This is a genomic window from Sphingomonas sp. LHG3443-2 (assembly GCF_049896405.1).
In the GTDB taxonomy this organism is placed as follows: Bacteria; Pseudomonadota; Alphaproteobacteria; order Sphingomonadales; family Sphingomonadaceae; genus Sphingomicrobium.
Genome location: NZ_JAFCUG010000001.1, coordinates 305259 through 317477, shown reverse-complemented (window position 1 = coordinate 317477; position 12219 = coordinate 305259). Strand labels below are relative to the sequence as shown.

The 12219-nt window shown below is 64.1% G+C and carries 11 protein-coding genes; all 11 read left to right on the top strand.

Annotation, left to right across the window (positions count from 1 at the left end):
• Positions 1-1547 precede the first annotated feature (1547 nt).
• Positions 1548-2312, top strand: a complete 765-nt coding sequence (locus ACP69Z_RS01435; protein ID WP_426265774.1) for a DUF2569 domain-containing protein — start codon at positions 1548-1550, stop codon at positions 2310-2312.
• 392 nt (positions 2313-2704) lie between these two features.
• Complete coding sequence (locus tag ACP69Z_RS01430) at positions 2705-2923, top strand: Flp family type IVb pilin (RefSeq protein WP_426265773.1); 219 nt, start codon at positions 2705-2707, stop codon at positions 2921-2923.
• A gap of 109 nt (positions 2924-3032) precedes the next feature.
• Positions 3033-3983: a Flp pilus assembly protein CpaB gene (gene cpaB, locus ACP69Z_RS01425; RefSeq protein WP_426265772.1), complete on the top strand. Its 951-nt coding sequence runs from the start codon at positions 3033-3035 to the stop codon at positions 3981-3983.
• A complete protein-coding gene (locus ACP69Z_RS01420; protein WP_426265771.1) occupies positions 3973-5457 on the top strand; it encodes a type II and III secretion system protein family protein in 1485 nt (494 codons plus the stop codon). Before cpaB ends, ACP69Z_RS01420 begins: the two co-directional genes overlap by 11 nt.
• A complete protein-coding gene (locus ACP69Z_RS01415; RefSeq protein ID WP_426265770.1) occupies positions 5447-5737 on the top strand; it encodes a hypothetical protein in 291 nt (96 codons plus the stop codon). The genes ACP69Z_RS01420 and ACP69Z_RS01415 overlap by 11 nt, the downstream gene beginning before the upstream one ends.
• Positions 5738-5749: 12 nt before the next feature.
• Entirely contained in the window at positions 5750-7402 is a 1653-nt protein-coding gene (locus tag ACP69Z_RS01410) for a pilus assembly protein TadG-related protein (RefSeq protein WP_426265769.1), read from the top strand.
• A complete protein-coding gene (locus ACP69Z_RS01405) occupies positions 7399-7947 on the top strand; it encodes a TadE family protein (protein ID WP_426265768.1) in 549 nt (182 codons plus the stop codon). The genes ACP69Z_RS01410 and ACP69Z_RS01405 overlap by 4 nt, the downstream gene beginning before the upstream one ends.
• Positions 7944-8588, top strand: coding sequence for a TadE/TadG family type IV pilus assembly protein (locus tag ACP69Z_RS01400; protein ID WP_426265767.1), 645 nt, complete (start codon positions 7944-7946; stop codon positions 8586-8588). The genes ACP69Z_RS01405 and ACP69Z_RS01400 overlap by 4 nt, the downstream gene beginning before the upstream one ends.
• Before the next feature lie 20 nt (positions 8589-8608).
• Entirely contained in the window at positions 8609-9805 is a 1197-nt protein-coding gene (locus ACP69Z_RS01395) for an AAA family ATPase (protein ID WP_426265766.1), read from the top strand.
• A 105-nt stretch (positions 9806-9910) separates the two neighbouring features.
• Positions 9911-11221 (top strand): CpaF family protein, encoded by a 1311-nt coding sequence (locus tag ACP69Z_RS01390; RefSeq protein ID WP_426268022.1) that lies wholly within the window; start codon positions 9911-9913, stop codon positions 11219-11221.
• Complete coding sequence (locus tag ACP69Z_RS01385) at positions 11218-12219, top strand: type II secretion system F family protein (RefSeq protein ID WP_426265765.1); 1002 nt, start codon at positions 11218-11220, stop codon at positions 12217-12219. Before ACP69Z_RS01390 ends, ACP69Z_RS01385 begins: the two co-directional genes overlap by 4 nt.

Sequence of the window (12219 nt, the reverse complement as noted above, 5' to 3'; positions counted from 1 at the left end):
AGAAGACGTCAGCTCCTAAGGCTACCAACAGCCGGCATAGCTTGGAGCGGGGGCGCACCGTTTCGTTCGGGGAGTTACTGCTGAAGCCCATCCACTCATTGCTAATCGCGCACGTGAATGGCAGCGGCTCGAAAACGAGTTTCCAAATCAGGCGGGCAACATCCGCAGATGTCGATGGCTGTTCTTGGCGGGGAAAGCCCTTCTTATCTTGAGTGCAAGCCGACCTTTGCGAATGCTCAATCGACGACCGACCGAGGGTGCAGCCTTTTAGAGCTCGCGGCTACGACAGGGCGGCCGGAATGCGCGGTGACTCCTATCAACTCGGCTGCGATGCAGTAGCGCCGACCGGAAAGCAGGCGGTTCACTTTCCACCACCAGCAGACAGGCGGTCGAGCGCTTCCTAGAGCGTTCGCAACCGGCCGAAAGCCGCCCCGCCTAACTAAAGGCAAGGCCACTCCTTGAAATCCAGACCCCTCGTCTTTCTTTTGATGATGTGGCTGAGAGCACTTTTGCGGCTGGATCACGGAAGGAAGCACACGGCGGTCGGAGCGGAACTGACTCGTGAGGTTCGGAAATCGAAGCGAAAAAACGATCGCGCAAGACCTTGCATTGATAACGACGGTACTCCGTGCTTCCCGAGATTATGACGTTTCTGACCCACTCAACGATGTCTGCGCGCTGCTTGGGAGGTCGCTGGTCGAAGTCGTCCGGAAGGTGCCACGCAATGCGTCTCCGCTCTGACGACTTAAGGAGGAGCGATCCAGCTTGGCGAGTTGTCGCACGTCCACGATGGGCCAACTTCGACCGGAAGTAACCCACGGGAAGTCGATACCGATGCTCAATGCGCTCGAGCACGCGCAGGCTGGTTGTCGAGCGAGGGGCCTTGGGGCCGGCGCACCACTCGCGGATCGTAGTTCGATCCAAGGTTTCGCCCGCGCGGGTCACGGCGCGGTGCAGGTGCCAGATTGTGTCGCCGTGTCGCGACATGTGTGCAGCGAGGGCTTCGTCGAAGCTAGCCGGGTCGAATCACCCGGTGAGGGGTTCAGGTAACTCCACGATGGGTCGGGGCTTCGGGCCACGGCGCTTGGCGGGTTGCTTCGTGGAGCTCTTGCGAGTCCGGGGCTGAGAACTAGCGGCATTCGTGGGTAGGGCCCTTCAATGAAGGTTTCCCCCGCGGCCTGATCAACGAACAAAGTGCCTGATATGATTGAATAAAGTCCCTGTTCCGACAAATAACAGGACTAGGTCTCTGCGCACGGAAAACCCGCAGAAATCCGGCGCTGGGAGTCAACGGGATCATCGAAAAAGCGTCGCATTGGCCTGTTTTGGGCCGCGATTTGACGCGAATTCCCTGTTCTGCGGGATTATCAGGGAAGATACCGATTATCGCCACACTGCGTCGCGCACCACTTCCCATTCTTCTCAGTCCCGGTCCCGGCGGAACCTCGCTGGAGGAGTGGCATTAACCATGCTGCAAGAGTTGGCGGGCACAAGGATCTCTGATCGAGAAGGATTGGGTTTGATCCGTGCAATTTCTCCGTCATCCCATGATCCAAGGCGCGCAGGCGACCCTTCATGCCCGTTCGCTGACGTTGCTGTGCGGTCTTCAGAATAACCTCGGGCGGATCGCGTTGTGGTGGATGGCAGCCATCGCTGCCGCCGCCAGCTTGCGGATCGCCATCAGTCCGCTTGCGACCTGGCAGCCGGTCAGCGTCGCTCCCTACTTGCTTCTGGTCTGTGCACCGGTGGCGAGCTGCCTGCTGGCGCTGCGCTGGTTCGCGGATGGTCCGGCCATGCCGCAGCCACGCTTGCGTCTGGCGCGGGTCGGCCGCTGGCGTGACGTGCCGCTGGCCGAGGCGGAGCGGCATCCGCTCTACGGAACCAGCGGGATCATGGTCAGTCTGTTGATCGGCATGCTGCTCAACGTCCCCGTGCGCGCGGCCGAATATCTGGTTACCATGCCGGCGATCACGCCGGCGGTGCCCGGCTGGCTTGCCGTGCTCCACCACGCCATGACGCTGGACGTGGTGATCGTCAGTAGCCTCTACGTGATCGCCTTCGCGATGGCGCTGCGGCGGGCACCGATGTTTCCGGGCTTTCTGGCGCTGGTCTGGCTGGTGGACGTGTCGGCGCAGCTGCTGATCGCGCGCGCGGTGATGGCGACCGACATTCCCGCGACGGTGGCAACGTCCTTGCACGGGGTGCTGCAAGGCAATGTAACCAAGGTGGCGATCAGCGCCAGCCTGTGGCTGCCGTACCTGCTGATGTCGACAAGGGTGAACGTGACCTTCCGGCACCGACTTCCGCGCTGAAGCGAACGCGACTCACCGCCGAGTCGGTGCAGGAGCGCGCCATTGGCGGAACGAGAAAACGCCATCCCGATCGCAAAAAAGCAGTCCACGTTTGAAACAGAAAAAAGATCCCGAGCACGTTTTTTCCTAAATTAGTGGGTCAAAACAGCATCTTAGTGCAAAAAGATGCTGCCTATTGATCGCAACCTAAGTCAATCATAACGATTGACTCTTAATGTTGGTTAATACCTTCTTAACCCAGCCGAGCGGGCCTGGGGGCACAATCGGAGACCGACACCGACTAAGGGTTGGGTACGTTTTTCGGTGTTATGTCGCCGCAAGAAACCCCTTCAGCGCGCGACGCTGTTTGGAGGCGTCCGGATGATGGACGTCATCAGAAGAGGGGATTTCCAATGACGTTCATCAACATGCTTCGTGACGAGGCCGCCGCGTCGGCCGCCGAATATGCACTGCTGCTCGCCATTGTGGGTAGCCTGGTTGCCGCTTCCGCCATCGCTCTTGGCACCAACATCGGGCACGCCATGGATGGCGCCGGAAAGAAGATCTGTAACCCTGAAGGGGCTGACAAGCTCTGCGATGAGACCACAGGGGAAGCCGTAGCTGGCGGCTAAGTGTTTGGCTCCCGCGTCCTCAACGGCGCGGGAGCTACCTTCCGATCGCAATGCAAGCTTGCCTTGTTGATCAAGAAGTAAACTGCGTCCTGAAGGGGGGGGCCACCAGATGAAGCGACAGTCACTGCTCGCGTTGGGGGTTGCGCTAGTTCTTGGAACCGTGGCCGTGTTCCTGGCGAATACCTATCTGCTAGCCGGTCGCAATGCGCAGACGCCCGACGGCATGAGCAAAGTGGCCGTCGCCAACATGCCGCTGGAGTTCGGCACGGAACTGAAGCCGGAGATGATCCGGCTGATCAACTATCCCACCGATGCGCTCCCGGCCGGCAGCTTCCACAGCGCCGCCGAGCTGACCAACGCAAAGAACCGCCGGGTGGTGATCGCGCCCATGGCGGCGAACGAAGTCATCCTCGCCAGCAAGATCTCGGGTGCGGGCCAAGGCGCGTCGATCGCCGCCTTGCTGCCCGACGGCATGCGGGCGGTATCGGTGCGGATCAACGACGTTTCGGGCGTCGCGGGATTTATCCAGCCGAGCGACAGCGTCGACGTCCTCATCACGCGGCAGATCAGCCGCGGTGATCGCGAACAGCAGGTCACCGACGTGCTGCTCCAGAACACCCGCGTCATCGCCATGGGCCAGCGCGCCAAGAACGAGACGGGCAAGCCGGCGGTGGCCAAGACCGCGACGCTGGAAGTATCGCCGGTCGATGCGCAGAAGCTGGCGCTTGGCCAGCAGGTCGGCGATCTCAGCCTCGTGCTGCGCAAACCGGGCGAGCAGGATAGCCTCGGCAGCGTCCAGACCGTCAGCCTCGACGACCTGCGCTCGGGCGTGTCGGCCGGCACGTACGGGTCGGCCATGGCCGCCTCGGCACTGGCGCAGCCGGCGCGGCGTCCGGGATGGACGCCGGTGGTGCAGCGTGCCGCGGCTCCGCGCCGCCAGGCGCCGCGTGCCGCTGCACGGGCTCCAGCGCCCGCAACGGCACCGGTTCGCAACAATGTCGACGTTGTCAGGGGGACCGCCGCGACCAGCTACGAAGTGGGGGGCATCAGTGGCCGTTAAGTCTCTGCTCGGGGCGGCGGGGGCCGCCGCGCTGCTGCTTGGCGCAAGCCCGGCGGCCGCTCAGGTCACGTCCGTCAGCGCTGCCCAAGGCATGCACGCCGGCGAACTCGTGGTGCCGATCGCCAAGAGCCAGGTGCTGCGGACCGACCGTCCGTTCGCCAAGGCGCTGATCGGCAATCCGGAGATCGCCGACGTCCTGCCGCTGACCAGCAGCTCGCTATATGTTCTGGGCAAGAAGGCGGGCACCACCAGCCTGACGCTTTACGACCGCAACAACAGCCTCATCGCAGTAATGGATGTCGCGGTCGGGCCCGACGTGCTGGGCCTTCGCCGACAGTTGGCGGAACTGGTGCCCGAAAGCCAGATCGGCGCCCGTCTGTCGAACGAATCCATCGTTCTGGAAGGCATCGTGCCAAGCGGCCCAGCAGCCGACCGGGCAGTGCAGCTCGCCAGCACTTATGCTCCAGGCAAGGTCGTCAATCTCCTGTCGGTTGGTTCCTCGCAGCAGGTCATGCTCGAGGTGCGCTTCTCCGAAGTGAAGCGATCGGCGCTGCAGCAGATCGGCATCGGCACCTTTGTCGGGTCGGATGCCGGCAAGCTGCAAGGCGCGATCGGCGGCGGCGCCGGGCTGGTCGGCGCCGGACCGCCGACGCTGGGCGCAATCACCGACAGCTTCGGCATCATCTCCCGCACGTTTCGGGCGTTCGGGTCGAACTTCAACCTGACGCTCGACGCACTGGAGCGGAAGGGGGCGATCACCACGCTCGCGGAGCCGACGCTGATCGCCTTGTCAGGCGAAACCGCCAATTTCCTCGCCGGCGGCGAGTTTCCGATACCCACCGTGCAGGGGAATGGCGGCGGCGGCACCGACAGCAATAGCGGCCGTGCCATCACCGTCGAGTTCAAGCCGTTCGGCGTCAGCCTCGCGTTCACGCCGACAGTCTTGGCCGATGGCGTGATCAACCTGGTGGTCGCGCCGGAAGTCAGCTCGATCGATCCGTCGGCGTCGGTGATCATCAACGGCCTGCGCGTGCCAGGCTTGCAGACCCGCCGCGCGAAATCGGTGGTGGAGCTTCGCGATGGCGAGAGCTTCGCCATGGCCGGCCTTATTCGCAAGGATTTTCAGGATACGATCCGTCAGGTGCCATTGCTGGGATCGCTGCCGATCATCGGAACGCTGTTTCGCTCGACCGGCTTCCAGCGCGAAGAAACCGAGCTGGTGATCATCGTCACGCCGCGGCTGGTGCGGCCGGTGCGCCCCGACCAGCTTCGCGCGCCGACCGATCGGGTGCAGCCGCCGGCGCCGGCCGATCTCTACCTTCTGGGCCGTACGGACACGGGCGTCGGGCCGGCACCGGAAGTGGGCGTCAACAATCCGCCTCCGCCGAGCGGCGCGGCATCGGGAGGCATGGCCGCCAAGAAGACGCCCGCCGGACCGGTCGGCTTTGAAGGGGATTATGGTCATGTGCTCTAGGCTGCTCGGCGCTGCCGCCGTCCTGCTGTTGGCAGGTGGATGCAATACGGTGGACCCGCGCACCGGCTCGGTCGACCGCAGCTTCGGGGAGGCGGTTGCCTGGAACAAGGCGGTGCAAACCATCACTCCGGACCCGGTCTATACCGCCGAGGACGCCGCGGCGGGGAGCGACGGCGCCAAGGCCGCGGCGGCGTCCGAACGCTATCGCACCGACAAGGTGAAGCCGCTCGAACGCATCACCAGCACGCAGACCAGCGGCTCCGGCTCGGGACCGAAGTAGGGAGGTGATGCGGTGCTTGGGATCGCGCAACAGCTGATCAAGGCAGAGCGGGCGGCCATTGCGCCAACCGTTGCCTTGTCGCTGTTCGCGCTGATCGGTGCTGCCGGCCTCGCCTTCGACTATACCCGGATGGCTGCCATGGACACCGAGCTCCAGAACGCCGCCGACCAGGCGGCGCTGGCAGCGGCGACGCAGCTCGACCGGGTGGCTGCGGATGAGGAAACCGGCGAAGAAGGGGCACGGGCGCGTGCCCTCAAGGCAGCCGCTGCTTCGGATCCCGACGATCGCCTGGCCGCCAACGTCACCCGCTTCGCCAACGATGGCGATGGCCGGGACATCGTTGTCACGCTCAGATTCTGTTCCGAGTTCGACGATGACGAGCCGAGCACCGACACGGCCTGCGACGAAGCCGACGACGATGAGGACGCGCGCTTCGTCGTCGCCACCACCACGCTCCGCACCGCCCATTATGCGCTTACTCCGATCGTCGCTGCCTTCAGCGGCAGCTCGGCCGCGCAGGCGGTGGCGGGAGTAGAAGCATCGCTGTGCAACGTGGCGCCGCTGCTGGTGTGCACCGGCAAGGATTTCCCAACCGATGACGACATCGGGCGCGGTCTTCGGATGAAGGTGGCGGGCGGTAGCAGCTGGGTGCCCGGCAATTACGGATTGCTTGATTTCGGCGCGGGCAACACGGGCGTGATCGACGCTCTGCTCGGGTTCGGGCTGAACGGTTGCCAGAACACCGACGACAACGAGACCGAGCCCGGCAACAAGAACGTCACCGACGCGGTCAACACCCGCCTCGACTATTACGCCGGAAGCCCTTCCACCAAGAGCCCAAGCGCTTGCGATACGTCGACCGGCGCTGGCTGCCCTGCGCCGAACGCCCGCAAGGACATGGTCATCGACCTCACCAGCAAGAAGGCCACGAGCTTCGAGACGGTGTCCGGAACGCCTACCGAAGCGGAGCAAGCCGCCGCAGCGCTCGCGGCTCCTGCATGTCCGGCGGACCCGAAGACCGACGGCTACGCCTTTGAAAAGACCAGCGACACCACCATCGGCTTCGCGCGCGACACGTGCCACTATAGCGACAGCTGCACAGGCGGGAATTTCGGCGATAAAGCGTGGGCGCGCGGCGCCTATCTCGCCAACAATCATCCAGGTGTCACGGCGGCGCAGATCGCGACCGAACTGGACAACGGATCCACCGGAGCGACCCTCACCCGCTACGACGTCTATCAGTGGGAGCTGAAAAGCCCGGCCACGCGCATGGGCACGAAGCGAACGGTGCAGCTCGAAGGGCCGCCCGACCCGCCAAAGGGCAAGAAGACCACCTACACCTGGAAGGTGAGGACGCAGTGCGCTTATCCTTCCGTGAAGTTCGGATCGACTGCCTATCCTGAGCAGAAGGATCGCCGGATCCTTCCGGTGGTTGCGGCGGACTGCAGCAAGCTGAAGGGGAAAGGCTCGGCGTTCGAGGATTATCAGATCCTTCGCGTCTTCGACGTCTTCCTGACCGAACCCTCCCTGCAGCGCGGACCATCGAGCGCGCCGACCACCGACGAGAAGGAAATCTATGGTGAGGTGATTGGACCCGCCACGACCGGTGAGACGGGCAACGGCTTTCAATATTACGCCCGCAGCAAGCCGTACCTGATCCGATGACCGGGCGCGTGAACCTCCTCTTTCGCGACATGCGCGGAGCCGCCGCGGCGGAAATGGCCATGGTCCTGCCGCTGCTGATCATCATCATGTTCGGCAGCATGGAGCTGGGTAACTACTTCATGCAGGAGCATGTGGTGGTGAAGCAGGTGCGGAACGGCGCACGGTTCGCCTCCCGCCTGTCGCTGAGCTCGGAATATTCCTGCCCGACCACGATCTTCGACGCCGACAAGTCTGAAGAAGAGACCGGCCTCACGCCCGACCAGCAGAACATCAACGTCACCCGGACCGGCCGGGTCGACGGCAGCGGCACTGCCCGGTTCGCGGAAGATGCCGAGCCGTGCGGCGATGCGTCCGCGGTGGCGGTCACGTACCGCTGTGCCGATCCCGACGAATTCAAGGGAATCTACACCGCGCTCGACGGCGACGTGCCGGTGGTCAAGGTGGCCGCTTCCTACCGCTACGACTCGTTGTTCAACAAGCTCGGGTTCGATGCCACCAACCTGTGCGTGACGGCGGAGTCCGAAGTTCCGGTGGCGGGTCTATGACGCGTCTTGCCGTCCGCCTGGGCCACTCCGAAGCCGCCGCATCTGCCGCCGAATTCGCCATGGTGCTGCCGCTGCTGCTGATGCTCCTGCTTGGGATCATCGACATCGGCCGCTTCATGTGGGAGATGAACCTTGCGGAGAAAGCGACCCAGATCGGCGCGCGCCAGGTCGCGGTGACCAATCCGGTGTCGCCGGGGCTCATCGAAGCCAATTTCGCAAGCGACGACATTGCGCCTGGGCAGCCGATCCCGGCGAATGCGATGCCGGACGTGATTTGCTCAAGCACGGAATGTTCGTGCGCGGTCAGCACCGGCGGGGCGGAATGCCCGCTGGAAGACGAAAGCGTCGCCACGACCGCCTTCACCAACATCGTCACGCGGATGCAGGCGATCAAACCCGACATCACCGCCGCGCAAGTTCGGGTGACCTACAGCGGATCGGGCTTCGGCTTCGCCGGGAGCCCACCGACCAAGGGCGGCGGAAGCGTCGAAGAACAGATGGAAGTCTCGCCCTTGATCACCGTCAGCATCGAAGGAGCGCAATTCACCCCGATCACGTCCCTCCTGCTCGCCAGCGTCAATCTTCCGACCGCGTCCACAACGGTCGTCGCCGAAGATCTGTCGGGCATCTACTCGAACTAGGAAAAGAGCCGTTGAGCGTCATGAACCAGCAGGAAACAGCCAGGGCGTGGCGCCTCCAAGGGCGCGAAGCCGAAGTGCAGCTGTACCTGAGCGCCGCCGAAGGCGACGTCGGCGCGCTGATCGGCGCCCGGGTTCTTGGCCTCCCGCTGTCGCTGAACATCGTGCCGGTGTCCGATTGGATCGACGCTTCCGACCTTGGCCGCGCTGCCGTGGCCGTGGTTCAGGTGGATGCGGATTCGTCGGCGTCGGTGAAACGGTTCGAGCGGTTGGTCGCCAGCGTGTCCGACACGCCGGTGATCGCCGCCGCGTTCGAACCGCCGCTGGCGCTTGTCCGGTCACTTCTTCGCAGCGGTGCGCACGACGTCTTGCCGCTGCCATTGTCCCTGGACGATCTGGAAACCTCGATCGCGCCGCTTGCCCAGCAGGTGCAGCAAAAGGAAGTGCAGGCGCTCGCCAGTTCGTCCCGTCTGGTCACCTTCTGCAAGGCGCGCGGGGGAAGCGGGGCGACGGCCATCGCAAGCCAGCTCGCCTGTCGCTTTGCTGCTCGCGAAGCCGCGGCCGGGCGGGAAGCCTGCCTGCTCGATCTCGACGTGCAGTTCGGCGACGTCGCCTTCCAGCTTGGCCTCCATCCCAAGTTCAGCCTCAGCGATGCGATCGCGGCCGGCGTCAGGCTGGACGGCGAACTGCTCCGCTCCATCACCACGCGTCACCCCAGCGGCTTGTCGGTGCTTTCGGCGCCGGAAGAGATGCTGCCGCTTGAAGCGCTCAACAACGATCAGGTTCTTGGCGTCGTCGAGCGTGCGCAGCGGGCGTACGGCACCGTGTTCGTCGATCTGCCCGCGAACTGGACCCACTGGTCGCTGTCGCTGGCCGCGAGGTCCGATCTCATCCTGATGATCGCCGATCTCAGCGTCGCCGGACTGCGTCAGGCGCGGCGCCAGCTTGATCTTCTGGAGGAGCAGGATCTTGGCAATGTGCCGCTGGAGATCGTCCTCAACCGCTATGAGAAAAGCCTGTTCGGTTCGGTCAAGCAGGCGGACGCCGTGAAAGCGCTGGGACGTGAGTCACGCTTCACCGTTGCCAATGATCCGGCAACGATCACGGGCGCGATCGAGCGCGGCGTCACAGTCGACGAGATCAAGCGCAGAAGCGCATTCGGCAGCGACCTCGACCGCATCGACAAGGCCCTCGTTTCCCTTCTCGGACGGGAGCGCTGAGGCATGTGGCAGATCCGCAAACGAGAATCTGACGTGGCACCGGCATCGGCACCGGAAGCGAGTGCGGTAGAGGAGAAGGTCACGCCCCTGGCAGAGCGGCGGCTGATGAACATCGGTGATGCCGGTGCCTTCGCGAACCAGGATGCCAACACCGAGCTCAAGGTCGCGCTTCACCAGCGGCTGCTCGACCTCATCAACCTGTCGGCGCTCGAAACCATGTCGCGCGCCCAGATCGAGGAAGAGATCGGCGAGCTGATCCAGGAGGAGATCGCCAAGCAGAACCACGCACTCAATCAGGTCGAGCGGCGGAAGCTGGTCGACGACGTGCTGGACGAACTGCTCGGGCTTGGTCCGCTGGAACCGCTGCTCAAGGATCCGACGATCACCGACATCCTCGTCAACGGCTACAATCGCATCTTCGTGGAACGCTTTGGCTCGCTCGAGCCGAGTTCGGCGCGGTTCAAGGACGACCGGCACCTTATCCGGATCATCCAGAAGATCGTCTCGGCGGTCGGCCGCCGGGTCGACGAGAGCTCCCCACTGGTGGATGCGCGCCTTGCCGACGGTAGCCGCGTCAACGCGGTGGTGCCGCCGCTCGCCATCGACGGCCCGCTGCTGTCCATCCGCAAGTTCGCCAAGGTGCCGATCTCGATGGACCGGCTGGTCGAGATCGGATCGCTGCCGCAGGCGATTGCCGAGGTGCTGCAGGCAATCGTCAAATCGCGCCGCAACGTCCTCATATCGGGCGGCACCGGCTCGGGCAAGACGACCATGCTCAACGCAATGTCGGCCTACATCGACAATCGCGAGCGCATCGTCACCATCGAGGACAGCGCCGAGCTGCAGCTCCAGCAGGCACATGTCGCACGGCTGGAAACGCGTCCGCCCAATACGGAAGGGAAGGGCGAGATCGCTCAGCGCGACCTCGTCAAGAACGCGCTTCGGATGAGGCCTGACCGGATCATCGTCGGCGAAGTGCGCGCCGGCGAAGCCTTCGACATGCTGCAGGCGATGAACACCGGTCACGACGGGTCGATGACCACCGTGCACGCCAACACCGCCCGCGATGCCGTCTCCCGCATCGAGCAGATGATTGGCATGTCGGGCATCGACATCCCGGCCCGCTCTGCCCGGGCGCAGATCGCGTCGGCCATCAACATTGTCCTGCAGCTGGTGCGCCTGTCCGATGGCCGTCGCCGCCTCATCAGTTTGTCGGAGATCACCGGCATGGAAGGCGACGTGGTGACCATGCAGGAAATCTTCCGCTTCCGGCAAACCGGGCGCTCCGCCGATGGCGATGTGCTCGGCCGGTTCGAAGCGACCGGCATCCGTCCACGCTTCCTCGACGATGCGATCAGCCACGGCATCATGCTGTCGTCCGACCTTTTCCGGCCCGAGGTGAGGTTCGACCAATGACCGACGACCTGCTTCGAGTGCTCATCCTGGTGCTGGTCTTCGCGGCGGTGTTGCTCGCGGTGGAGGTGCTGCTCGGCGGTTACCTGCGCCTGCGCAACAAGGACCGCTCGATCAACAAGCGCTTGCAGATGATCGGGCGCGGAGTGTCGCGAGCCGACACGCTTAGCACGCTCCGGCGGCACAATCTGGACATGGTCGACAAGGTCCCCGCTCCCTTGCGGGCCGTTATTCGCAAGCTCGAACGAACGCTGCTCGCGGCCGGCCTCCTCATCCCGACGGCACGATTGCTAGTCCTGATCGCGCTGGCACCCGTGCTGTTGCTGTCGTTCATCATCGTGGTGATGCTCGCCGCCGGTGCGCCGATCGGTGCCGGACGGCTCCTCCTGGTCGGCACCTTTTCCCTCGTTGTCGGTGCCTTCATCCCGCTGATGCTGCTTGGCCGCCGCGCGCAGAAGCGGCGCAAGAAGATGCAGGAGCAATTTCCCTTAGCGCTCGACGTATTCGTCAGGGGCCTTCGCGCCGGTCACCCTGTCGCAGCAGCGCTCGACCTTCTAACGGTCGAGATGCCCGATCCGATCGGGTCGCAGTTCGGCCTGGTGGTCGACGAGGTCACCTATGGCGCCGAGCTTCGCGACTCTCTCGCGGGGCTGGCGGAGCGCTGGGACCTCGACGACATGCGCATGTTCGTGGTCAGCCTCTCGGTCCAGCATGAGACCGGCGGCAACCTGGCCGAGATCCTGGAGAACCTGTCGCGGGTGATCCGTGACCGCCAGTCGATGCTGATGAAGGTTCGCGCTTTGTCGAGCGAAGGGCGCATGACGGCCGTTATCCTGACCCTGCTCCCGGTGCTGACCTTCGGCGGGCTGTTCCTGCTCAACCCCAAATTCTACCTGCAAGTGGCCGACGACCCGGTGTTCGTGCCCGGTTTCGGTGCGCTTATCCTCCTCTACTGCATCGGGTTCGTCACGATCCGGCGCATGGTCGATCTGAAGGTCTAG

Coding starts and splice junctions, on each gene's coding strand:
- ACP69Z_RS01435 (WP_426265774.1), top strand. CDS start 1,548: ATGATCCAAGGCGCGCAGGCGACCCTTCATGCCCGTTCGCTGACGTTG.
- ACP69Z_RS01430 (WP_426265773.1), top strand. CDS start 2,705: ATGACGTTCATCAACATGCTTCGTGACGAGGCCGCCGCGTCGGCCGCC.
- cpaB (WP_426265772.1), top strand. CDS start 3,033: ATGAAGCGACAGTCACTGCTCGCGTTGGGGGTTGCGCTAGTTCTTGGA.
- ACP69Z_RS01415 (WP_426265770.1), top strand. CDS start 5,447: ATGTGCTCTAGGCTGCTCGGCGCTGCCGCCGTCCTGCTGTTGGCAGGT.
- ACP69Z_RS01405 (WP_426265768.1), top strand. CDS start 7,399: ATGACCGGGCGCGTGAACCTCCTCTTTCGCGACATGCGCGGAGCCGCC.
- ACP69Z_RS01400 (WP_426265767.1), top strand. CDS start 7,944: ATGACGCGTCTTGCCGTCCGCCTGGGCCACTCCGAAGCCGCCGCATCT.
- ACP69Z_RS01395 (WP_426265766.1), top strand. CDS start 8,609: ATGAACCAGCAGGAAACAGCCAGGGCGTGGCGCCTCCAAGGGCGCGAA.
- ACP69Z_RS01390 (WP_426268022.1), top strand. CDS start 9,911: ATGAACATCGGTGATGCCGGTGCCTTCGCGAACCAGGATGCCAACACC.
- ACP69Z_RS01385 (WP_426265765.1), top strand. CDS start 11,218: ATGACCGACGACCTGCTTCGAGTGCTCATCCTGGTGCTGGTCTTCGCG.